Genomic DNA, 22,640 nt, shown 5'->3' with positions numbered 1-22,640 from the left:
TGTAGCGACTCCGGGGTTTAGGATCGCCGACCTGGAAGCGGGCCGCAAATCCTCGGACGCCCGCTCGACTCGGAGACATGATCATGAGTGATTCGTGCGGCTGCGGAAGCACGGTGGATATCCGCGCCCTGGAGGCGGGGCAGCGGCGCGTGTTGATGATCGTGCTGGCAATCAACATCGCCAGCTTCGTGATGATGATCACCGCAGCGATCTACAGCGGCTCGTCCTCGTTGCTGTCGGGCAGCCTCGACAACCTCGGTGATGCGTTGACCTATCTGCTGAGCCTGGCAGTGATCGGCGCGAGCCTGCGCGCCAAGGCCAGGGTGGCGTTGTTCAAGGGATTGCTGATCCTCGGTGCCGCGGTTGCGGTCGCCATCCAGATCGGCTGGCGCCTGGCCCACCCGGAGGTGCCGATCTTCGAGGCCATCGGCATCGCCGCCGTGATCAATCTTGCGTTCAACGCCTTGTGCCTGTGGCTGCTTACCCCGTACCGCTTTGGCGACGTGAACATGTCATCGGCCTGGGAGTGCTCGCGCAATGACCTGTACGAGGGTGTTGCGGTGCTGCTGGCAGCCGCCGGCGTGTGGCTGTTCGATGCCGGCTGGCCCGATCTGGTCATCGCCGGTGGACTGTTGCTGATGTTTCTGCGGTCCTCCGCTCGGGTACTCCGCATGGCTTGGCGGAGTTACCGGGACGAGGTGAAATAACGAGTTACGGCCCGTTGTCCGGTCCTCGAAGAAGAAATGCTCCGTTCTGACGCGTGGCTGGAGCGGCCAAGAAAGTCAGCTATGACAGGCAGTTAGCTCACCTTTGGCCGTTTTTTACACGAATCCCTGCCGACCCTCTGAAAGAGTGGATTCGAAGCGGCAGTTCGGGTCAGCCAGAACGTCCGCTTCTGGCCGAAAGCAGACTCCCGTGGGGTTGGGGATTAGGTGGATTTATCGAGGGTATCTTGTTTGCTGCGGTACGGACGAAGATCGAGAATGTGAATAGAAATTCGATGGAAGTGCCGACGCCACTGGCCTACGCTTGCCCTATGCAAGAGGGGAAGTTAGTTGAGGGATGAGTCTGCTGGTTCAGCGCGTTAGATTCTCAATAATTTCATCTTTTGAGAACCAGCCTTGGTCGAGCACGAAGTGCTTAACTCGTTCAGGTGCGGAACTGTATGCGACCAAGGCAAGGCTTTTCCTTGCGCGACTTGCGGTTACGTAGAACAGACGCCTAGTCGCTTCAAGCACTTTGCCCTCGGTCTTGCCGCCGAAAAGATCTTCATACTTGAACATGAAGCCCCGTGCCTCAGTGTCATCCATGATCACCATCACGCGATCGAACTCGAGGCCTTTGACGCCTTGATGCGTGTCAAAACGTGCGCGTCCCGCAAGATACTCGCGAAGTGGCGCGACTTGTGAGAAGGAAGTGGCGAGCAGTCTATCGATTACCTCAATCCGCCGACGAGTTGCCTCATCTTCCTGCTCACCATCATCAGCAGCCTCCATATCATTCTGGTCTGCTTCTTCCGCAACCCACGCGATAAGCCGATCCGGAATCTCCAAAAGTTTGCTCGACGCAATCTGGCGCAACACGATCAACAGCGTTGGATCCGTCTCGTTGTCCCAAAGCGCGTAGAGGCTGTCGACCGCGCCTTGAACCGTGGCGAGATGCGCACGACCAGGATTGGCTTGTAATGCTTCGGATGAGAGTAAGGGGGAGTGCGCTTTCAGCGAGCGCATTAGCGCAAATCGATCACCATCGCGCTTGGCCTCCACAATAGGAAGAACTTGTTCGGTGAAAAATGTCGCAACTCGCTGCGAACCACTGAGCAAGCTTTGTGAGTCAAGATCGTAAAGCGCTCCAAACGCGTCCAGACAGCCCAGCCGTCTTGCCGCCATGCGATGTTCAAGGGTAAGCGTCTTGACCGTGCCAGGCACCTCCCAGAGCGCATCTTCCGTCAGCTCAGCCATCGTGCGCATAACTCGATCTTCGAGTGCAAACTTTTCGGCATGATCTGCTGGGAAAACAAACAGCCGCACTATGCCTTCGGGTGCATCCGTTCGCGGTGTTTGCTCGTGATCATCGGCGGCCCTGCGGATCTTGTTTAGCAGTGAAACAATGCGGATGGGGCAGCGGTGGTTCATCATCTTGCGTGGCTTCATCCAAGCCGGAGGCAAGTCCCGCCCCAGGTCTTCCTTGCCGTCAGCATATATGCGCTGCATCATGTCGCCGATGAGGCCGAGAGAGAACGTGCCTTTATGCTCGGCTTCGACCCGAAATAGTGCATCGACCAAAGCGGCGTTAGTGTCTTGGCTCTCGTCTACTAGCAAAATGGGATAGCGGCCAACAAAGATGGCCCGCATCCGAGTTTTTTCGGTTAAAAAGTGTGATGTCAGCTTTATGACTTCGGCATGATTGAGAGAGTCCCGCGTTCGATTGGTGCCGGTTGGACTGTAAATAAAGCGCTTGATACCTGGCAGCAGTTCAAGACGCTTGCCGTATGAGGCTATCTTCGCTTTACGGTCGTCCGAAGCTTTGCCCGCTCTCCCTCTTGCTTCGAGGCGATGCAACTCTTCAATCTCGGCGGCCAGGTAGGTTGTCAGCCATGCACGGATGTCGTTGTCTAGTCCTTCAATCAAGGACCATGCAAAGCTGTGGATGGTTCGAACGTCAAATAGTGGGTCAAACGACACGCGCCGAATGATCTCGTCGCAAGCGGCATTGGTGTAAGTAATAACGCCGACGCGTTGACCGCGCGGGCGCAGGCTGACACCCCATGCGTCTTGGATATGTTCGAGTGCAGAAACCAGGGAGCGGGTCTTGCCGGACCCTGCACCCGCAAAAAGAAAGAAGCTCTTCGGTGCCGCAGGGTCAAGACACGCTGTGATCTCAACATCTGCTGCGCGATCCGCATCGTCATCGGCGGTGCTATAGGGCTTATTCACGCCGCCCCTCCGTTGCCGGACGAAGGTGCATCAGGCGCCGGGGGTGGCTTAACGGTTGCAGCTGCATCGGGATCTGGCTGGCCGGGTTGTGGAGGTGAAATGGGCAGTTTTCCTGCCACATCGTCTTCCTTGCGTTTGAGTTGCTCGATCAGCCAGCGCAGACCTGAGTCGATGTAATCGGGCAGGTGTAACGATTCAAGGTTCTCGCTCTCCAGAAGCGTCATGGCAAACTCAGCCTTGTCGCCACCGGAAAGCGCTTGATGCAGCTTTCCCGCAAGTGCATCCAAATTCTCAGACGAACGCAACGCGTCGTGAATCGCCTTGGCTAGGCCGGGCTCGTCCAGCGCTGCAAAGAAGTCGATGTTGCGGTAGACGAGCGCATCTTCGAAAGTATTGGCAATTGCTTCGCCATCCGTATCGGCCCCGAACGAGACTTTGGTGGGTTGCTGGTAGGCAACGCGGACGCCAACGCCAACGCTATCGAGGACGAGAGAGCTTGGCTTCATATCGAGGAGCACATCAATCGCATCTTCTTTGGGCACCCAGGTCTTCATGGTCTGGTTGCGAGTCAGAAGATCTTGGCCACGCTTCGGAACTGCTTTGGTGTTAGCAGTGGTTTTCGCGTCAAGATCGGTGATGATGAGCGTATTGAGTCCGAGGTCGACCAAAAGAGCCTTCAATCGATGTGCGTGGCTACCGCCGATTTCGAGCCAAGTTATGTAGCGACTTGTCAGATATTGATAAGCCTCTCGGTTTCGGACCATATGAGGCACGATGATGCGCTCGGCCGGGCCTTCCACCAAGATCGCTCCATCGGCGAAGAAAAGATCACAATGAGTAATCTTCAAGTAGCGCTTGACAAAGCGCTTGGTGGTCTCGTCATCGCCGAAGGTATTGGAGAGACAGACCACACGAGACACTGGAACAGAGCCTTTGACCAAATTGATGGGCATGCGCCGGAAGTAGCGCAATGATGCAAATTCAGTTTCGTGTGCGATATGGCTGGAATGGGTGCTGACGATTAGCTGAGTGCGTAGATCAGAAGAATCACCAAGCGATGTGTGTCTGCGTAGAACGCCATACGCATGACTGATGAAAACTTGCTGGACCTGGGCATGTAGATGTGCTTCCGGCTCTTCTACGAGCACGAGGTGCAGTGGTGGAATGGCAGCACTCTCGGTCGTAAGATTTTTCCCGGCTTTTCCCACCAGCATCCACTTGTCGCGAAAGCTCATCAATGCAAAGACCATGGAAACCAGGTTCTGGTAGCCAAGCCCGTTGGAGTCTTCTGGAAGACGACTGACGAAGCCGGCATCGGCGAGATGTGTCGGCACATCGTAATGAACGGCCGAGCCGTGTTTTAGTGCATCGAGCGGGCGCAAGTCAGCAGCTAGCGTCAGCTTGGGGTCGGTGAGACCCGGATAGCCGATTGTTTCGAGCTCCTTGATCGCAACATCGAAGGACTCGGAAAGCTGACGACCGAACGCGACCCGAGCACTGTGGATGGCTTGGAGGGCTTTTAGATCCTTCTGCTCGGGTTGATCGAAGGGATCAAGGTGCTGCGCGTAGTAGCCACGTAACTGCGTCGAGAGCTTCTTGCCAAGGCGCTTATCTTCCTCGGTCTCGCCTTCACTGCCTGTGCGCGGCGGTGCGAAGCCTAGCCCGCGCTGAGCGTTAATTTCGTCGATACGTATGAGACCCTTAAAAGGGTCATCGGCGAGTGGTTCGCTGTTTTCGGGCAGCGCCTGCGGTTTGGCTTCACCATCCGCTGGATCGATCAGCTTCGCAGGATCCAGAAGGTAGGCCTTGATCTCGAAGGCAGCCCGCAGTCGGCGAGAAAGAAACTCGATCATCGACTTCGGCCAGAGCGAGAACGGGTCCGTTTCCTCCTCTGCATCTGCCGTCGCGACTGCCATCACTTCCTTCGCAGTCTTGCGAGCGGCGAGATAATCACGCTTGAAGTCATCGAGCTTCTTCGGCTCGAACCGCAGGCGCACGCCAATGGATGAACCATCCCAATCTAGGCTCGGGAGGATCTTTTGCACAAAGTGCACCTGGTGGTCTGGCACCGAGAGCCAAACATCAAGCGTTGGCGCTACCAACCCCCAGTCGAAAGCTGGCGGATCCTCACCGTCCACAGCATCCTCCCAAGCCTTTCCTGCCGCATCTAGCGTGGACCAATGGCTTAGCGTGAAATCGTTGATCGAAAAGTTGCCGTGATCGACGAGGAAGTGCCGCAGTGCCACGATCGCCGAGGTCTTTCCACTGTTGTTTGCGCCGACGAAAACCGTTGTCTTTTCGGCGATGTCTATGCGCACGGCGAGCAGCTTTCTGAAGTTAGAGACCTCTACGAAATCGATGTGCACCGTAAGCTCCGATTTATTACCGCGGTCTGATGCTGGTTAATGGTTGAGTTGCGTCACCACCTAGAAGATAGCAATTGACTAACGCGCTTTGCCTCCTTCTCTATTGAAGGTGGTTCTTCACTACTGTTCCAGTGAAAGACGAGGGACCGCCGATTGCAGCCATACATCCGTCGGTGCTCAGTCTTCAAGCAGACGAGCTGCCGGGTTACCTGTGGCTCCACCGGCCTGGAAGTACCCAATCACGCTCGACACCGCCCGGTGCTCCGTCAATTGCATGATCGCCGGCAGAGAGACACCCTGGCGGCTGGCTTCGGTCACGAACCCCGAGCGCAGGCTGTGCCCCCCAAAATCCCCCTCAAGCCCCGCCAGTCGCGCCCGCCGCTGCACGATCTCGCCTACGGCGGCAGGGGAGAGGGCAGGGCCCATACGCTGCTTCCACAGGCGCCGGAAGATTGCGCCCTCGGTGATGCCAGATGCTTCCAACCAATCCTCCAGCGCTAAGGCAGCTCGATCGAGAACGGGCTTGTCAGGGGTCGAATTCGCCGTCACGCCGGCCTGCTGTGTCTTGCTGTGCTCGAGTCGATAGATGTAGCCCTTGTCGCCGATCCGGCGTAGGTCGCGCATGTCCGCGGCCGCGATCTCACTGCGACGGCGGCCACCGCTTGCGAACCCGAAGCAGAGCAGGGCACGGTCGCGCAGACCCTCCAGGCTGTCGTCACAGGTGGCCAGCATGGCTTCCAGCTCAGCCAGGGTGATCGCGGTTTTCTTCCGCGGGCGCTCGCCACGTTTGACCGCCGCGCGGGCGGCGCGGCTAAGCACGGTGCGGATGGCCGGCTGCTCACAGGGATTGGGCTGCTGCTTGAGCCGGTGCGCCGTGGACAGGACCGCGACCCGGTGCCGGACCGTGCTCAGCGTCCACGGCCCGGGCTTGGCCTTCAGGCCAGCAGCCACGAGCGCCTGATCGACGGCCGGCGGCAGCTCCCAGGCCTGCTCGCCGTCGGAAGTGCGGCGAACCACATGGTCGACCACGAACTGGAGCACGACGGCCTCCGGAACCGGCAGCGTCAATTCCAAACCATAGCGAGCCACGTGCCAGCCAGCCCAGTAGCGCAACGCGCTGGCGTAGCTGCGGGTGGTGTTCTCGGCCGCCGCTTCGGCGAGGAGTTCGCGCACCGCGTCTGCGGCCTGCTGCGCCAATTGCACAGGCAGGGCCATACCAGACACCGTCTCGGCGAGGGTCGGAATTGTGTAAGTATATTTCATATTATGTAATATTTACTACGCCCTAGACCTTATAGCCACGATAATCATCACTTATCACCAGTACGTCAAGCGCGGGGTAGGGCGCCCGCGTAGGAGGGTCACATGGCACGCGGAATCACTGAAATTGACGTCCACACTGCGGCCGACGCGCTGGTCGACGCCGGAGAACGTCCCACGGTCGAGCGCATTCGCGCGCACCTAGGCACCGGCTCCCCAAACACCGTGACGCGCTGGCTCGAAACCTGGTGGCAGGGGCTTGGGCAGCGCTTGCAGGCGCACCGGGCACGTCTCGCGGTACCGGAAGCCCCCGATGCAGTGGCCGAGCTTGCAGGCGAACTATGGCGGCTGGCGCTCGAGAGCGCCCATGAAAGCGCCCTTGAGGGTGTGGCCGCTGACCGAACTGCCCTTGATGACGCACGTGCCGCGTTTCAGGCCGAACGCGACGCCTTTGCCGCCGAAGCCTCCACCCTGCGCGACAAGTTGGCGGCCGCTGTCCATACCGAACATGTAGCAACCAGCCAGGCGGCCGAGCTCAGACGCCTAGTCAGCCAACTCGAAGCCCAGATCACAGAACTGGCCCAGCAGCGCGACGCTGCCCTGAGGCGGGCAGCAGAGGCCGATGCGGCGCGACAAGCAGCCGACAGCCGTCTGCAGGCGCTCCAGGACGCCGCCCAGTCGGAACGAGAGACAATGGCCAGGCATGTTCAGGCGACCGAGGACCGCGCCCACGCTGAGGTCGATCGCGCCCGACAAGAGAGCCGAGAACTCAAGGGCCTTGTTGCCTCGCTTCGCAAAGAGCAGGCTGCCGCGAAGAAGGCACATCTTCAGGCCATCGAACAAAGCAGCGCAAAGGCCCTGGATGCCCAGCGCGAGGCCGAGATCCAGAGGGCCAAGGCGGAGGCATTGGAAGCGCAACTTGCGCAGCTTCGCGACTTACCAGCGGCGCTGCAGTCGGTTCTGCAGCAGGCCAAAGCCGCACCAAGCCCACGAAAAGCGGCCAAGCGAAGCGCAAGAGTGCCCCGGGAAAAGAAAGCACGGGGTGTCCCGTAAACCGTCCAGGACCGAGCCTTGACGAAGGCATGTCTAAAACAGTGATGGAGTTGTTGAGAGTGGGGCCCATCGACTGCACCCAATGTGGACGGGTTAGCACCTCCACTGGGGAGACTTCACCGCGTCCAGCACGGTTTGATGCGGGGGGTGAAGGGTCCATGGTGAGCGTTAGTGCGTCAATGGGACACTCCGCCGTACAACAGCTCTCCGTACGGAAAAGCAGGCATGCAACTGTGCACGCGCGGCAAGTTGTTACATCCTCCAGTGCAGAAAAGGAAAAGTTGGCATCCGACTGTGCTCGCAGACTACATCGGGTGTGCTGGAGCGAGACACAAAAGAGTGCGGTGACCAGTCCCATCATCGCGAACCACGCGGCAAACCTGCGTCGAAGCATTGCGCATAATGTAAATTATGTAAATTACGGGGTCGGCCTCAGAGTCCCAGATCAACCGGCTCGCAGTTCCACGCCCGTCAGGGCCCGTCTGTCTGCCGCGGAGATCTTGAGACCGCAGGTGCGGAAACTAGTGACCGAGCCTGCAGACAACTACCAGCCAAGTCTGTCACGTCCGAACAAGTAGCTACCGATCCTTCCACGCACACGGACAAATCGGAGCCACGACCGTCGATTCAGTCCCCCTGAAGGCCTCGATGTGATTTCCATGGACCGAAGTACTGTCGTCCCGAGGCAGATTCAGTCAAGAACCTAGTTTGATCAGCCGTACCACTTCACCGAGGCCTTCCGCTGCGGCCACCCCTCCAACGCATGCGGTCAAACTAGGTGTGACGTCGAACTCTTCGGCTGCGACCAGCTTAAGGCCGTCAATGCGGAAACTTGGCGCCACAGCTCCGGAAAACCAGTGCCAAGCCGCTGTCTCCGGATAAATTGGCGCCTGTCAGGATGCAGACGTCGATCAACTTGATCGATGGAGCCGAGACGCAGCGATCATTTGGCTACGTTGTCCTGGGTGGTATCAGTCAATCTATCTCGTCCTCTTGGCGATGAGATCATCGCAGCTAGGCTCATAGTGAGCTGGCCGCCACGTGGTCGACCGCTCCCGATTCCCGGGCCAACTGGCGGGCTTCCTCAACGCCCTTCCGCTCGCTGTAGCGATCCACCAGATAGTCGCTGCGCCCACGCACCAGCAGGGTGAATTTCACTAACTCTTCCATCACGTCGACGACCCGGTCGTAGTAGGAGGACGGTCGCATCCGCCCTGCATCGTCGAACTCTTGCCACGCCTTCGGCACCGACGACTGGTTCGGGATCGTCACCATCCGCATCCAGCGGCCGAGCACGCGCAGCGTGTTCACCACGTTGAACGACTGCGAGCCGCCGCTGACCTGCATCACCGCCAGGGTCCGGCCTTGGGTCGGGCGCACGCCGCCCTCTTCCAGCGGCAGCCAGTCGATCTGGTTCTTGAAGACACCCGTGATCGTGCCGTGCCGCTCCGGCGAGACCCACACCTGGCCCTCGGACCACTGAGACCACTCACGCAGCTGCTGTACCTTGGGGTGGTCCTTGCCCACGCTGTCCAGCACCGGCAGCTCGTGCGGATCGAACACCCGGGTCTCGGCACCAAGCTGCTGCAAGATGCGTTCGGCTTCCAGCGCCAGCTTGCGGCTGTAGGACTGCGGTCGCAGCGAGCCGTAGAGCAGCAAGATCCGGGGCGCGTGCGCGTTGGCGTCAGCGCCCAAGGCATCGTGCCGCGGCGCCGGCAGCAGGCTGGTCTCCAGGTTGGGAAGTTCAAGGATGTTGGGGGATTGCCGGTCTATATTCATTCGACTATTCTAGAAGGATGGAAACGAACCAGGCAATAGCCGCGCTGACCGCGCTCGGCCAGGACACCCGGCTGGCAGCCTTCCGGCTACTGGTCGAGGCCGGCCCGGAAGGACGCATGGCGGGCGAGATCGCTGAGGCGCTGGCGGTGCCCGGCGCGACGCTGTCCTTCCATCTGAAGGAGCTTGTGCACGCCGGCCTGGTCGAAAGCGAGAGCCGCGGCCGCAACGTTTGCTATCGCGCCAACTTCGACGCCATGAACGGCCTGCTCGCCTACTTGACGCACAACTGCTGCGCCGGCCGCAGCTGCTGACCCCCTGCGTCCCCACCGCCAACCACGGACTGCCTCATGAAACGTCGCGTTCTGTTCCTTTGCACCGGAAATTCGGCTCGTAGCGTACTCGCCGAAGCTACGCTGCGCGCCTGGGCCGGCCACCGCTTCGAGGTCTTCAGCGCCGGCAGCCAGCCGACCGGCACGGTCAATCCCTACGCACTGGACCAGCTTGCCGCCGAGGGGATCCCTACGGTCGGGCTACGCAGCAAATCATGGGACGAGTTCGCGACCGCCGGTGCGGCGCCGATGGACCTGGTGCTCACCGTGTGCGACTCGGCTGCGGCCGAAGAATGCCCGGTGGTGTTCGGCGACTTCCTTCGTGCGCACTGGGGGCTGCCGGATCCGGCAGCGGTCGAGGGCGGCGACGAAGCCTGCCGTGCGGCCTTCCAACAGGCGCATCGCATCGTCAAGGCGCGCCTGCAAGCGCTGCTGGCGCTACCGGCCGAGGTCTGGGAAGACCGTTTGACGTTGAAGCAGTCGCTCGACCGCATTGGTTTTGTTGAGCCGGATGACGAGGCCTACGGGCACCTCTCTGGTGATGCTCCCGCCAGCAAGGATTGATCCATGCTGACGGCGCTGCTGATCTTCATCGTCACGATCACGCTGGTGATCTGGCAGCCGAAGGGCCTGGGCGTTGGCTGGAGTGCCACATTCGGCGCGCTGCTGGCACTGCTGACCGGCGTGGTCGGGGTGGCGGACATCCCGGTGGTCTGGGGCATCGTCTGGAACGCCACCTTCACCTTCATCGCGGTGATCATCATCAGTCTGGTGCTGGATGAGGCCGGGTTCTTCGAATGGGCGGCCCTGCACGTGGCACGCTGGGGCAAAGGCAGCGGGCGCAGGCTGTTCGCGCTGCTGGTCCTGCTGGGCGCGGCGATGGCGGCGCTGTTCGCCAATGATGGTGCGGCGCTGATCCTGACCCCGATCGTGATCGCGATGCTGGTGGCGCTGCGGTTCAGCCCGGCGGCGACGCTGGCGTTCGTGATGGCGGCCGGGTTCATCGCCGACACCGCCAGCTTGCCGCTCGTGGTCTCCAACTTGGTCAACATCGTGTCTGCCGACTACTTCGGCCTGGGCTTCGGCGAGTACGCGTCGGTGATGGTGCCGGTCAATCTGGTTTCCGTTGCGGCGACGTTGGCCATGCTGATGTGGTTCTTCCGCCCCGAGATACCGGTGAGCTACGACGCGGGCGAACTGAAGGATCCGCGGGCGGCGATCGTGGACACCACCACGTTCAAGGCAGGCTGGGCGGTGCTGGGCCTGCTGCTGGTGGGCTTCTTCGGTCTTGGGCGGATGGGGGTGCCGATCAGCGCCGGTGCGGGCGCCGGCGCGCTGGTGCTGCTGGGCGTGGCCGCTCGCGGACACCGGATATCGACCCGCAGGGTGATCCGGGATGCGCCGTGGCAGATCGTTGTGTTCTCGCTGGGCATGTACCTGGTGGTCTACGGCCTGCGCAATGCGGGTCTGACCGATCATCTTGCCGCCCTGCTCAACCGCTTCGCCGAGCACGGCGTGTGGGGCGCGACGATGGGTACCGGCCTGCTGACCGCCTTCCTCTCCTCGATCATGAACAATATGCCCACGGTGCTGGTCGGTGCACTGTCGATCGACGCCAGCCAGGCCGAAGGCACGGTGCGCGAAGCGATGATCTACGCCAACGTCATCGGCAGCGACCTGGGCCCCAAGTTCACGCCGATTGGCAGCCTGGCCACGCTGCTGTGGCTGCACGTGCTGGCCCGCAAAGACATCAGGATCACCTGGGGCTACTACTTCAAGGTTGGCCTGGTGCTGACGCTGCCGGTACTGTTGGCCACCCTGGCGGCCCTGGCACTGCGCCTCACATTGACTTGAGCCTCTCCACGAAGCCTGCTGCCTGCGGGTAATACCGAAGCTGTGCTGCGGACTGAGCCGCCCCCTCTCCCGCAGCTAGGCGGTGGGCCTATGCACCCGGCAGGCGCCAGAAGCGCCCGGGCAAGTGATTGAAGATGAAGTTTTACAGGCCTCATCGTCCGTTCCTGTAATTTACAGCGCTCCCGCAATGGCCCGGCAAGGAGGGCACGCTTGCCAGCGCCTCCATGCTTGTGTCGGCAATGAGCGGCCATGTAGCGGTGCTGGCCAGCAGATTTGGAGCAGAGTCGAGGGCTCTGGGAGTAACCATAGAATATCTGGCGTAGTCCGGAACTGTCCGAGCTCAACGGGACCGGCCTAAACTCGACCGCTTCCGACCACGCGGACCCTAGATTCATCCCTGCCCTCTCATGTCTTATGAATCAATCACTTAAGGTTGGCTATCTTCTCCGCGGCTGACATTCGTCCAGATCACTGAAGCGGTACGCAACCGCTCCTCGATCAGGGCTGCTGCCGCCGACCTGGCATCAGGCGTGAACCGGCCGGCCCAAAACCGCGGCTTGCGGCGCGTTGCGTATGCGGTTCGGGTCTTCATGTGCGGTTGGGTTCCATCATCGCCAAAGGAGTTGCGCTTGCCGCAAACCGGCACTACAATTTCCGGCTTCCACACGTGGGGCCATAGCTCAGCTGGGAGAGCGCCTGCATGGCATGCAGGAGGTCGGCGGTTCGATCCCGCCTGGCTCCACCACTACTCCGGTTACCAGGCCACAGGCCGGCCTGGCAATCTGCACCAAACGACGTCCCCATCGTCTAGAGGCCTAGGACACAACCCTTTCACGGTTGCGACCGGGGTTCGAATCCCCGTGGGGACGCCACTTCAAACAACAACGCCCGCGCAAGCGGGCGTTGTTGTGTCTGCCGCGGTCATCGTACGGCAAATTTCCGGGGGCGCCGGCGTTCCGGGTTACCCTCGGGCGCATGGACTCCAGCCGACAGCGGTCCCCGGCCACTGCCCTGCCCCGCCCGGTGCTGCGTCCGCGCGACGCGTTCGCGATCACCATCGGCATCGTGGTCGGCGCCGGCATCTTCCGCATGCCGTCGTTGATCGCGGGGGTGTCCGGCAGCGAGCTGGTGATGCTCACTGCGTGGCTGGTGGGCGGGCTGCTCTCGATCATCGGCGCGCTCTGCTATGCGGAGCTGGCCACCAGCTACCCGCAGGCCGGCGGTGATTACAGCTACCTGCGCCGCGCCTACGGGCCACGGCTGGCATTCCTCTATGGCTGGGCCCGGCTGGCGGTGATCCAGACCGGGTCGGTGGCGCTGCTGGCCTTCGTGGTGGGCGATTACATGGCCCAGGTCTTCGGTACCGGGGCGTGGTCGTCGGCGGCGTATGCGGCCGCTGCGGTGGTGGTGCTGACCGGGGTGAACTGGCTGGGCATCCGCCAGGGCGCGGCCACCCAGTTCTGGCTGACGGTGCTGGAAATCGGCGGCGTGGTGCTCATCATCGTGGCCGGGCTGCTCTTCGCCCCCGGCGATACCGCCATCGCCGCGCCCGGCGGCGACAGCGCGATGGGCCTGATCCTGGTGTTCGTGCTGCTGACCTTCGGCGGCTGGAACGAGGCGGTCTACATCACCGCCGAGGTGCGCGATGCGCGGCGCTGGATGCCGCGGATCCTGGTGCTGAGCCTGGTGGTGATTTCGCTGCTGTACCTGCTGATCAACCTGGCCTACCTGCGGGTGCTGGGCCTGGGTGGCATGGCGGAGTCGGAGGCCGTGGCGGCGGATTTGATGCAGCAGGTGTTCGGCGGCCCGGGCGCGGTGCTGATGAGCGGGATCGTCGTGGCCGCGGCGCTGACATCGGCCAACGCCACGTTGATCACAGGCGCGCGCAGCGTGTACGCGGTCGGGCGTGATTTCCCGGCGCTGGCCTTCATCGGCCGCTGGGACGAGCGCAGCGGCTCGCCGCGCACGGCGATGCTGGTCCAGGGCGGGCTGGCGCTGCTGCTGGTGGGCCTGGGCGCGCTGGCGATGGACGGCTTCCAGCTGGCGGTTGAATACACCGCGCCGGTGTTCTGGCTGTTCTTCCTGCTGGTGGGAATCAGCCTGTTCGTGCTGCGCCGGCGCGAGCCGCATATCGAACGCCCCTTCCGGGTGCCGCTGTACCCCGTCCTGCCGCTGGCGTTCTGCCTGACCTGCGCCTACCTGCTGTGGTCGAGCCTTGCCTACACCGGCATCGGCGCGCTGGTGGGCGTGGCGGTGCTGGCGGCAGGAGGCGTGCTGCTGCTGTATCTGCGACCATCCAACCCATCCACGCCGGAGACTTCACCATGAACGCGTTCCGCTCCCTCGCCTGCCTGCTGCTGGTACTGCCGCTGCTGTCCGCCTGTTCCGACGATACGACGGTTGCGGCAGAGCCCGCATTCGAATCATCCGCCCCGGCCGACGGGTTCGACACCCTGGATCCGGTGGCCGCGGTCAGCGGCCCCGAGTCGCCCTACGAAGCGGATGCGCCGCCGCCCGCCCGCACCCCGGACGTGATCTACGTGCCCACTCCCGAGCCGGTGGTGGACGCGATGCTGGAGCTGGCCGGGGTCGGCCCCGACGACGTGCTCTACGATCTGGGCTCGGGCGATGGCCGCATCCCGGTGACCGCGGCCGAGCGCTTCGGCATCCGCGCGGTCGGCATCGACATCAACCCTGTGCGGATCATGGAGGCCAACGCCAACGCCGAGGAAGCGGGCGTGACCGACAAGGTGACCTTCATCGAGGGCGACCTGTTCGAGGCCCATATCAGCGACGCCACGGTGGTCACGCTCTACCTGCTGCAGAGCCTGAACGTGAAGCTGCGCCCGAAGCTGCTCAGCGAGCTGCAGCCCGGCACCCGCATCGTCAGCCATTCCTTCGACATGGCCAACGAGTGGGAGCCGGAGCAGACCCGCGAGGTCGACGGCAGCATGATCTACCTGTGGACGGTGCCCGAGCGCTGAGCGTCATGCGGCGGCAGCGGGCCTTCGAATGCCAGCGTGGCCACGCCGTGGCCGCGCTCGGCCAGGTAGTGCAGCCACTTGCCCAGAAAGGTGTTCATCCGCAGCCTGTGGCCGACCACGCGCTTGGCCGGCGGGTACATGCCGATCACGTCCTGCCAGCGCCGGCCCACGTAGCAGTGGGTCGCCTCCACCTGGCGCGCGTCGCGGTACAGGCGCAGGTAGGCTGAAGGATCGGGCTGGCCGGTGACCGGGTCGCTGAGCCCGTAGCTCAGGCGCAGCTCGCTGGTGTAGGCGTGGCGCTCAAGGACGTCCAGGCGCACGTCCAGGCCGTCGCCGATCCGTGAGACGTAGCAGCCGGGGGCCATGTCACCCGGTTCGAACAGCCGCTGCAGCAGGTCGTGGTTCTCCGCATACAGCGCCATCAGCCAGCCGAAACGGCTCAGGCCCGGGACGCGCTGGATGCGGGTGGCAACGTGAGGCATGACTGGATGCTACACGCTCGACCCGATCAGAACATCTCGCGATTGATGCCCAGGTGTTCGAGGATCCGGCTGGAGATCTCCTCGATCGAGGCGTGGGTGGTGCTCAGCATCGGGATGCCTTCCATCCGCAGCATGGTCTCGGCCGCGGCCACCTCCCGCTTGCAGGTCTCCAGTTCGGCATAGCGCGAATTGGGCCGGCGTTCCTGGCGCACCTGGTGGAGCCGCTGCGGGTCGATGGTGAGGCCGAACAGCTTGCTCCGGTGCGGGCGCAGGTGGCGCGGCAGCCGATCCTGCTCCAGGTCTTCGGGCGTCAGCGGGTAGTTGGCGGCGCGGATGCCGTGGTGCAGCGCCAGGTAGATGCAGGTGGGCGTCTTGCCGGCCCGCGACACCGCCACCAGGATCACCTCGGACTCGTCGTAATTGACCGACATGCCGTCGTCGTGGGCCAGGGCGAAGTTCATCGCGTTGATGCGGCGGTGGTAGGTATCGAAATCGACCATGCCGTGGGCCTGCCCCACCCGCGACTCGCGCGAGGTGCCCAGTTCGGCCTCCAGCGGCGCGATGAACGGGGCGAACACGTCCAGCATCAGCGCCCCGCTCCCGGACAGGATCTGGTTGAGCTCCGGATCGACGCAGGAATTGACCACGATCGGGCGCGTGCCATGGGTTTCCCCGGCCGCGATGATCTCCGCGACAACCTCGCGGGCCCTTTCGGGGCTGTCCACGAACGGCACCCGGTCGGTCAGGAACTGGACTCCGCCGAACTGGGTCAGCAGGCTGTGGCCCATGGTCTCGGCGGTGATTCCGGTGCCATCGGACACGTAGAACACGGCGCGGACGGGAAGATCGCTCTGTTGCTGGGGCATGGACGGGCCTGCGGGCGGCGGGGTTGCTAAAATAGCCGTTTCCGCCGGGCGGTGCCCGGTGGCTCCCGCGCCCTCCCCTCCACACCGTTTCCACAAAGACCCCGGAGCATCGCCTTGAGCGCCAACATCCTCTGGCTGCAAGACCTGCGACTGAACGACCTGGCCCAGGTCGGCGGCAAGAACTCCTCGCTCGGCGAGATGATCGGCAACCTCGCCCAGCTGGGCGTCTCGGTGCCCGGCGGCTTTGCCACCACCTCCGACGCGTTCCAGGCCTTCATCGCCCACAACGACCTGCACCAGCGGATCTCCGACCGCCTCGGCAGCCTGGACGTGGAGGACGTGCACGCCCTGACCGCGGCCGGCACCGAGATCCGCGGCTGGGTCATCGACGCGCCGCTGCAGCCGGAACTGGATCGCGAGATCCGCGAGGCCTACGCCAAACTGTGCGCCGACAACGGCGGGGGCGAAGTGGCCGTGGCGGTGCGCTCCTCGGCCACTGCCGAAGACCTGCCCGATGCCAGCTTCGCCGGCCAGCAGGAGACCTTCCTCAACGTCACCGGCGCCGAGGACGTGGTGGTCAAGGTCAAGGAGGTCTTTGCCAGCCTCTACAACGATCGCGCCATCGCCTACCGCGTGCACCACGGCTTCAAGCACGAGGACGTGTTCCTCTCGGCCGGCGTGCAGCTGATGGTGCGCTCGGACACCGGCGCCTCGGGCGTGCTGTTCACCCTGGACACCGAGTCGGGCTTCCGCGACGTGGTCTTCATCACCGCCAGCTACGGCCTGGGCGAGATGGTGGTCCAGGGCGCGGTCAATCCGGACGAGTTCTACGTCTACAAGCCCACCCTGCGGGCCGGCAAGCACGCCATGCTGCGCCGTTCGCTGGGCAGCAAGCTGCTGCGCATGGTGTATTCGGACGCGCCCGGCGAGCGGGTGCGGGTGGAAGACACGCCCGCCGACCTGCGCGCGAAATTCGCGATCACCGACGAGGACGTGCACGAGCTGGCCCGCCAGGCGCTGACCATCGAGGAGCACTACGGCCGGCCGATGGACATCGAATGGGGCAAGGACGGCATCACCGGCAGGATCTACATCCTGCAGGCGCGCCCGGAAACGGTGAAGTCGCGCGCCAGGGCAACCACCATGGAGCGCTTCCAGCTTGAAAAGCGCGGCACCGTGCTGGCCGAAGGCCGCGCCATCGGCCAGAAGATCGGCACCGGCACCGCGCGCGTCGTGCGTACCCTTGAGGACATGCACCGGGTGCAGCCGGGCGACGTGCTGGTGGCCGACATGACCGACCCGGACTGGGAGCCGGTGATGAAGCGCGCGGCCGCGATCGTCACCAACCGCGGCGGGCGCACCTGCCACGCGGCCATCATCGCCCGCGAGCTGGGCGTGCCGGCGGTGGTGGGCACCGGCAACGCGCTGGAACTGGTGGAAGACGGCACGGTGGTGACGGTGAGCTGCGCCGAGGGCGATACCGGCTTCATCTACGAGGGCGAGCTGCCGTTCGAGCGCATCACCACCGACCTGGAGGCGATGCCCGAGGCGCCGCTGAAGATCATGATGAACGTGGCCAACCCCGAGCGCGCGTTCGATTTCGGCCAGCTGCCCAACGCCGGCATCGGCCTGGCCCGGCTGGAGATGATCATCGCCAGCCACATCGGCGTGCATCCCAAGGCGCTGCTGGAGTACGAGCAGCAGGACGCCGCCACGAAGAAACTCATCGACGAGCGCATCGCCGGCTACGCCGACCCGGTGTCGTTCTACGTGGATCGGCTGGCCGAGGGCATCGCCACCCTCACCGCCTCGGTGGCCCCCAACCCGGTGATCGTGCGCCTGTCGGACTTCAAGTCCAACGAGTACGCCAACCTGATCGGCGGCCGGCGCTACGAGCCGGAGGAAGAGAACCCGATGATCGGCTTCCGCGGCGCCAGCCGCTACGTCGATCCGTCCTTCTCCGACGCCTTCGCCCTGGAATGCCAGGCAGTGCTGCGCGTGCGCGAGCAGATGGGACTGGACAACCTGTGGGTGATGATCCCGTTCGTGCGCACGCTGGACGAAGGCCGCCGCGTGGTCGAGGTGCTGGCGGCCAACGGCCTGCGCCAGGGCGAGAACGGCCTGAAGATCATCATGATGTGCGAGGTGCCCTCCAACGCCCTGCTGGCCGACGAGTTCCTCGACATCTTCGACGGCTTCTCGATCGGCTCCAACGACCTCACCCAGCTCACCCTGGGCCTGGATCGCGACTCCTCGATCGTGGCCGGCCTGTTCGACGAGCGCGACCCGGCGGTGAAGAAGCTGCTGTCGATGGCGATCCAGGCTGCCCGCGCCCGCGGCAAGTACGTGGGCATCTGCGGCCAGGGCCCGAGCGACCATCCCGACCTGGCCCAGTGGCTGATGGACGAGGGCATCGAGTCGGTGTCGCTCAACCCCGACACCGTGGTGGACACCTGGCTGCGCCTGGCCAGGCACAAGGCCGGCTGACCGGAGCGCCCTGATGCACTTCGACGGGACGCGGCTGCTGCAGTGGCTTGAGGACAAGAGCCTGGATCTGCTGGCAGTGGTCGTGATCCTGCTGGTGGGCGTGTGGCTGTCGCGGCGGCTGAGCGCGGGCCTGGAGCGGGTATTGGATCGGGTGGGCGCGGACAGCACCGTGTCCGGCTTCCTGCGCTACCTCTCCTACGCCGCGATGCTGGTGGTGACGGCCGTCATTGCGCTGCAGACGTTCGGGGTGCAGGCCACCTCGATCATCGCGGTGCTGGGCGCCGCGGGCCTGGCGATCGCGCTGGCGATGAAGGACTCGCTGTCCAACATCGCCGCCGGCATCATGCTGATCGTGCTGCGGCCATTCCGCGAGGGTGATTTCGTCCAGGTCGCCGGCCAGGAAGGCACGATCGAGCAGATCCGCGTGTTCCAGACCCGCCTGCGCACCGCCGACAACCGGGTGGTGGTGATGCCCAACAGCAGCATCACCACCGCGGCGATCATCAATTTCAGCGCCTATCCGCGGCGGCGGATCGACCTCAATATCACCCTGGACTACCGCCACGACCCCCGCCAGGCCCGGGACGCGCTGCTGGAAGTGGCCGCCGCCCAGCCCGGCGTGCTCGATGATCCCGCTCCCTCCGTGGCGGTCAGCCAGCTGGCCGATGCCGGCGTCCAGATGACCCTGTTCGCCTGGGCCAAGACCTATGAGCTGGCCGATACCCGCACCGGCCTGGTGATGGCGGTCAAGGAGCGAATGGACGCGCTGGGGATGTCGCTTGCCGCCGCCCCGCGCGACGTGCGGCTGTATCAGCCCGACAGCGACGGCGAGTTCCGCGACCCGTAGGCCGCGGCGGCCTCAGCCGGCCAGCTTCGCCATGTGCCGGCGGTAGTGGCGCAGCTCGTTGATTGAATCGTGCACGTCGCTCAGCGCGGTGTGCGCGGCCTTCTTGGACACGTTGGCCAGCACCTCGGGCGCCCAGCGACGCGCCAGCTCCTTGAGCGTGCTCACGTCCAGGTTGCGGTAGTGGAAGTAGTTCTCCAGCTCCGGCATCTGCCGGTGCAGGAACCGCCGATCCTGGCAGATCGAGTTGCCGCACATCGGCGAAACCCCGCCCGGCAGCCATTCGCGCAGGAACGCCAGCGTGCCGCGCTCGGCCTCGGCCATCGGCACGCCCTCCTCCAGCACCCGCCGCCAAAGGCCGGATTGGCCGTGCTGGTTGCGGTTCCACTCGTCCATCGCCTCCAGCACGGCCTGGTCGTGGCCGATGGCGAACACCGGGCCTTCGGCCAGCACCTGCAGCTGCGAGTCCGTCACCACGGTGGCGATCTCCAGGATGGAATCCCGGCGCGTATCGAGCCCGGTCATCTCCAGGTCGATCCAGATCAGTCGGCTTTCACTGGCGTCGGGATTGCTTGCTGTCATGCGCTCGCGTCCTGTGGCGGGACGGCGCATCATAGCGCAGCGTTACCCCTCCCCGACCCACGCGCCATGCATCCGATGTCCGCCCTTTCCCAATACGCCGTGCTCACCGCGATGCTTGCGCCGGCGTTCTTCCTCACCGCCACCGCCGCGCTGCTCACCACCGCCAATGCGCGCCTGTCGCGGGTCATCGACCGGGTGCGCTCGCTGCTGCGCGAGCTTGAGGAGTGCTCGGTCGAGCCCCATCGGGAGAAGCTTGAAAGCCTCATCGGCCTGCAGCGGCGGAGGATCCGCCTGATCCTGCGCGCCAGCCAGCTGCTGTACGTGGCGATCAGCTGTTTCGTGGGCACCAGCCTGAGCCTGGCCGGCGACGCGTTCCTGGGCAACCGGCTGCCGCACCTGCCGACCCTGCTGGCGGTGCTGGGCGTGCTGTCGATGTTCACTTCCAGCCTGCTCCTGGCACGCGAAGCCGCGCTTGCGGTGGGCGCGGTCAACGACGAAATGGACGATGCCCACGGCCGGGTGAACAGAGCGCCGTAGGCCTGCCGGACGCCGGCCCTACAGCGGCGGCTTGCCGCGCTTGCGCCGGAAGTAGTTGGTCAGCCGCGTGCCGGCTTCCACTGCCAGCACCCCGCGCACCACTTCGACGCGGTGGTTGTGGCGCGGATCCTCGACCAGGTCGAACACGCTGCCCGCCGCCCCGGTCTTCGGATCGGCGGCCGCATACACCAGCCGCGCAACCCGCGCGTGCACCATCGCCATCGCGCACATCGCGCACGGCTCCAGGGTCACGTACACGGTGCATCCGATCAGCCGATGGTTGCCCAGCGCCCTGCCCGCCTGGCGCATCGCCATGATTTCGGCGTGGGCGGAAGGGTCGTGGTCGCTGATATTGCGGTTCCACCCCTCCCCCAGCACCACACCATCGGCGCCCACCACCAGCGCCCCCACCGGAATCTCATCGAACTCACGCTCGGCGCGTTCGGCCAGGGCAAGGGCCTGGCGCATCAGGATTTCGTCGGTGACGCTGGTGTTGTTGGCCATCTCAGCCCTCCGGCCGCCTGCGATGCATCACCAGCCCGGCGATACTCACGCCCAGCGCCACCAGCACCACGATGATCGTGGCCAGGGCGTTGATTTCAGGGGTCACGCCCATCTTGACCTTGGAATACACCAGCATCGGCAGCGTGCTCGAGCCGGGGCCGGAGGTGAAGCTGGCGATCACCAGGTCGTCCAGCGACAGGGTGAAGGCCAGCAGCCAGCCGGCCAGCAGCGCCGGGGCGATCAGCGGCAGGGTGATGACGAAGAACACCCGCCACGGCCGCGCGCCCAGGTCCATCGCCGCCTCCTCCAGGCTCGCGTCCATGCCGGCCATGCGCGAACGCACCACCACGGTCACGTAGCAGGCGGTGAGGGTGATGTGGGCCAGGGTGATGGTGGTCATGCCGCGGTCGGGCCAGCCGAAGGCCTGCTGCAGGGTCACGAACAGCAGCAGCGAGGACAGGCCCATCATCACGTCGGGCATCACCATGGGCGCCGAGTTCATCAGGCTCAGCAGGCCGCGCCCCGGGAAACGCCCAAACCGCGACAGCGCCAGCCCGCAGGCGGTGCCCAGCATGACCGCCGCGGTCGCGGTGAGCGCGGCGATCAGGAAGCTGCGCTGCACCGCGTCCAGCAGCTGCTGGTTGCCGAGCAGTTCCACGTACCAGCGCGTGGAGAAGCCGCCCCACACCGTCGAGATCCGCGAGGCGTTGAACGAGTACACGATCACCGAGAAGATCGGGATGTAGAGGAAGGCGTAGCCGAACGCCATCGCCGTGTAGAGCCCGGTGCGGTTGCGCTTCATCCGGTCGCCTCCCGCTCAGCGCGCCGGTTCTCCACGTACTCGAACACCAGGATCGGCAGCACGATCAGCACCAGCATCGCGATCGTCACCGCGGCGGCCAGCGGCCAGTCGCGGTTGGTGAAGAACTCGATCCACAGCACCCGGCCGATGGTCAGCGCGTCCGGCCCGCCGAGGATGTCGGGAATCACGAACTCGCCCACCGCCGGGATGAACACCAGCAGCGCCCCGGCGATGATGCCGGGCATCGACAGCGGCAGGGTCACCCGTGCGAACGCCTGCCACGGCCGCGCGCCCAGGTCTTCGGCGGCTTCCAGCAGGGTGAAGTCCAGGCGCATGAGGGTGGCTGTGAGCGGCAGGATCATGAACGGCAGGTAGTTGTAGACGATGCCGATATACACCGCGATATCGGTATGCAGCAGCGCGAAGTCGGGGCTGGCCAGCCCCACCGCCGACAGCGCCTGGGCCAGCAGGCCGTTGGCCTTGAGGATGCCGATCAGCGCGTAGGTGCGCAGCAGCGAACTCGTCCAGAACGGCAGCACCACCAGCACCAGCAGCAGCATCCGCGCCACCGGCCGGGCGCGGGCGATGCCGTAGGCGATGGGATAGCCCAGCAGCAGGCAGAACACCGTTGACACCGCGGCGAACATCAGCGACTTCAGGTAGGCGGCGATGTACAGCGGGTCCGACAGCAGCATCGCGTAGTTGGAGGCGTGCAGGCGCAGCGAGACGGCACCGTCCGCGGTGTGCTCCAGCAGCGGCGTGTACGGCGGCACCTGGCCGAACACCGCCTGGCCGAAGCTGATCTTGAGCACGATCAGGAACGGCACCATGAAGAACAGCCCCAGCCACAGCATCGGCAGCGCGGTCACCAGGAAGCGGCCGCGGCGGGTCTGGAACTCGTGGCCGACGGCGCGGAACCAGCCGAACAGGTTGCGCACCACGTCGAACCAGAAATCCCACAGCCCGGCGTTGCGG

General features: G+C 64.2%; 20 protein-coding genes and 2 tRNA genes. 12 read left to right on the top strand and 10 right to left on the bottom strand.

Going from position 1 to position 22,640, the window contains the following annotated elements; all coding sequences use genetic code 11:
* Window positions 1–83: 83 nt before the first annotated feature.
* Window positions 84–707: a cation efflux transmembrane domain-containing protein gene (locus ACOZ90_RS00930; RefSeq protein ID WP_095209458.1), complete on the top strand. Its 624-nt coding sequence runs from the start codon at window positions 84–86 to the stop codon at window positions 705–707.
* Window positions 708–1,076: 369 nt separating this feature from the next.
* Here the strand turns inward: ACOZ90_RS00930 and ACOZ90_RS00925 are convergent, their stop codons facing one another.
* The 3 genes from ACOZ90_RS00925 to ACOZ90_RS00915 all read right to left on the bottom strand — a co-directional run bounded on the left by ACOZ90_RS00925 (window position 1,077) and on the right by ACOZ90_RS00915 (window position 6,517).
* Window positions 1,077–2,936, bottom strand: coding sequence for a UvrD-helicase domain-containing protein (locus ACOZ90_RS00925; RefSeq protein WP_422891751.1), 1,860 nt, complete (start codon window positions 2,934–2,936; stop codon window positions 1,077–1,079).
* Complete coding sequence (locus ACOZ90_RS00920) at window positions 2,933–5,302, bottom strand: AAA family ATPase (RefSeq protein WP_422891750.1); 2,370 nt, start codon at window positions 5,300–5,302, stop codon at window positions 2,933–2,935. Before ACOZ90_RS00920 ends, ACOZ90_RS00925 begins: the two co-directional genes overlap by 4 nt.
* 177 nt (window positions 5,303–5,479) lie before the next feature.
* Window positions 5,480–6,517, bottom strand: a complete 1,038-nt coding sequence (locus ACOZ90_RS00915) for a site-specific integrase (protein WP_422891749.1) — start codon at window positions 6,515–6,517, stop codon at window positions 5,480–5,482.
* A 150-nt stretch (window positions 6,518–6,667) separates the two neighbouring features.
* Between ACOZ90_RS00915 and ACOZ90_RS00910 the strand changes: the two genes are divergently transcribed.
* Entirely contained in the window at window positions 6,668–7,615 is a 948-nt protein-coding gene (locus ACOZ90_RS00910; protein ID WP_422891748.1) for a DNA-binding protein, read from the top strand.
* Window positions 7,616–8,635: 1,020 nt separating this feature from the next.
* On the opposite strand, the gene arsH is transcribed toward ACOZ90_RS00910, so the two are convergent.
* A complete protein-coding gene (gene arsH, locus ACOZ90_RS00905) occupies window positions 8,636–9,394 on the bottom strand; it encodes an arsenical resistance protein ArsH (protein WP_422891747.1) in 759 nt (252 codons plus the stop codon).
* Window positions 9,395–9,411: 17 nt separating this feature from the next.
* Between arsH and ACOZ90_RS00900 the strand changes: the two genes are divergently transcribed.
* From ACOZ90_RS00900 to ACOZ90_RS00870, 7 genes are all read left to right on the top strand, one after another.
* Window positions 9,412–9,705, top strand: coding sequence for an ArsR/SmtB family transcription factor (locus ACOZ90_RS00900; protein ID WP_422891746.1), 294 nt, complete (start codon window positions 9,412–9,414; stop codon window positions 9,703–9,705).
* Window positions 9,706–9,741: 36 nt separating this feature from the next.
* A complete protein-coding gene (locus tag ACOZ90_RS00895) occupies window positions 9,742–10,287 on the top strand; it encodes an arsenate reductase ArsC (RefSeq protein WP_422891745.1) in 546 nt (181 codons plus the stop codon).
* A 3-nt stretch (window positions 10,288–10,290) separates the two neighbouring features.
* On the top strand, window positions 10,291–11,577 hold the full coding sequence (locus ACOZ90_RS00890) for an arsenic transporter (RefSeq protein WP_422891744.1): 1,287 nt from the start codon (window positions 10,291–10,293) through the stop codon (window positions 11,575–11,577).
* Between the two features lie 669 nt (window positions 11,578–12,246).
* Window positions 12,247–12,322, top strand: a tRNA-Ala gene (locus ACOZ90_RS00885).
* A gap of 51 nt (window positions 12,323–12,373) precedes the next feature.
* Window positions 12,374–12,449 (top strand) — tRNA-Glu (locus ACOZ90_RS00880).
* 103 nt (window positions 12,450–12,552) lie between these two features.
* Complete coding sequence (locus tag ACOZ90_RS00875; protein WP_422891743.1) at window positions 12,553–13,905, top strand: APC family permease; 1,353 nt, start codon at window positions 12,553–12,555, stop codon at window positions 13,903–13,905.
* On the top strand, window positions 13,902–14,561 hold the full coding sequence (locus ACOZ90_RS00870) for an SAM-dependent methyltransferase (RefSeq protein WP_422891742.1): 660 nt from the start codon (window positions 13,902–13,904) through the stop codon (window positions 14,559–14,561). Before ACOZ90_RS00875 ends, ACOZ90_RS00870 begins: the two co-directional genes overlap by 4 nt.
* Here ACOZ90_RS00870 and ACOZ90_RS00865 read toward each other — a convergent pair.
* Window positions 14,534–15,043, bottom strand: a complete 510-nt coding sequence (locus tag ACOZ90_RS00865) for a DUF1249 domain-containing protein (RefSeq protein ID WP_422891741.1) — start codon at window positions 15,041–15,043, stop codon at window positions 14,534–14,536. The two genes, ACOZ90_RS00870 and ACOZ90_RS00865, sit on opposite strands and share 28 nt — an antisense overlap.
* A 26-nt stretch (window positions 15,044–15,069) precedes the next feature.
* The gene (gene ppsR / locus ACOZ90_RS00860) at window positions 15,070–15,909 is read right to left on the bottom strand and encodes a posphoenolpyruvate synthetase regulatory kinase/phosphorylase PpsR (protein WP_422891740.1); all 840 of its coding nucleotides are present in this window, start codon (window positions 15,907–15,909) and stop codon (window positions 15,070–15,072) included.
* Window positions 15,910–16,023: 114 nt separating this feature from the next.
* On the opposite strand from ppsR, the gene ppsA reads away from it, so the two are divergent.
* Both ppsA and ACOZ90_RS00850 read left to right on the top strand, forming a co-directional pair.
* Window positions 16,024–18,396, top strand: coding sequence for a phosphoenolpyruvate synthase (ppsA, locus tag ACOZ90_RS00855; protein WP_422891739.1), 2,373 nt, complete (start codon window positions 16,024–16,026; stop codon window positions 18,394–18,396).
* A 13-nt stretch (window positions 18,397–18,409) separates the two neighbouring features.
* Complete coding sequence (locus tag ACOZ90_RS00850; protein WP_422891738.1) at window positions 18,410–19,243, top strand: mechanosensitive ion channel family protein; 834 nt, start codon at window positions 18,410–18,412, stop codon at window positions 19,241–19,243.
* A gap of 12 nt (window positions 19,244–19,255) precedes the next feature.
* On the opposite strand, the gene orn is transcribed toward ACOZ90_RS00850, so the two are convergent.
* Complete coding sequence (gene orn / locus ACOZ90_RS00845; protein ID WP_422891737.1) at window positions 19,256–19,822, bottom strand: oligoribonuclease; 567 nt, start codon at window positions 19,820–19,822, stop codon at window positions 19,256–19,258.
* A gap of 75 nt (window positions 19,823–19,897) precedes the next feature.
* Between orn and ACOZ90_RS00840 the strand changes: the two genes are divergently transcribed.
* A complete protein-coding gene (locus ACOZ90_RS00840; RefSeq protein ID WP_422891736.1) occupies window positions 19,898–20,359 on the top strand; it encodes a DUF2721 domain-containing protein in 462 nt (153 codons plus the stop codon).
* An 18-nt stretch (window positions 20,360–20,377) separates the two neighbouring features.
* Here ACOZ90_RS00840 and tadA read toward each other — a convergent pair whose 3' ends face one another.
* The 3 genes from tadA to ACOZ90_RS00825 are packed head-to-tail and all read right to left on the bottom strand — an operon-like array spanning window position 20,378 to window position 22,519.
* Complete coding sequence (tadA, locus tag ACOZ90_RS00835; RefSeq protein WP_422891735.1) at window positions 20,378–20,863, bottom strand: tRNA adenosine(34) deaminase TadA; 486 nt, start codon at window positions 20,861–20,863, stop codon at window positions 20,378–20,380.
* Window position 20,864: 1 nt separating this feature from the next.
* On the bottom strand, window positions 20,865–21,665 hold the full coding sequence (locus ACOZ90_RS00830; RefSeq protein WP_422891734.1) for an ABC transporter permease subunit: 801 nt from the start codon (window positions 21,663–21,665) through the stop codon (window positions 20,865–20,867).
* On the bottom strand, window positions 21,662–22,519 hold the full coding sequence (locus ACOZ90_RS00825; protein WP_422891996.1) for an ABC transporter permease subunit: 858 nt from the start codon (window positions 22,517–22,519) through the stop codon (window positions 21,662–21,664). Before ACOZ90_RS00825 ends, ACOZ90_RS00830 begins: the two co-directional genes overlap by 4 nt.
* Between the last annotated feature and the right edge of the window lie 121 nt (window positions 22,520–22,640).

This window comes from Luteimonas dalianensis (assembly GCF_049339425.1).
GTDB lineage: Bacteria > Pseudomonadota > Gammaproteobacteria > Xanthomonadales > Xanthomonadaceae > Luteimonas > Luteimonas dalianensis.
The sequence above is the reverse complement of the archived record's forward strand: the minus strand, read 5'-3'. Positions and strand labels throughout refer to the sequence as shown.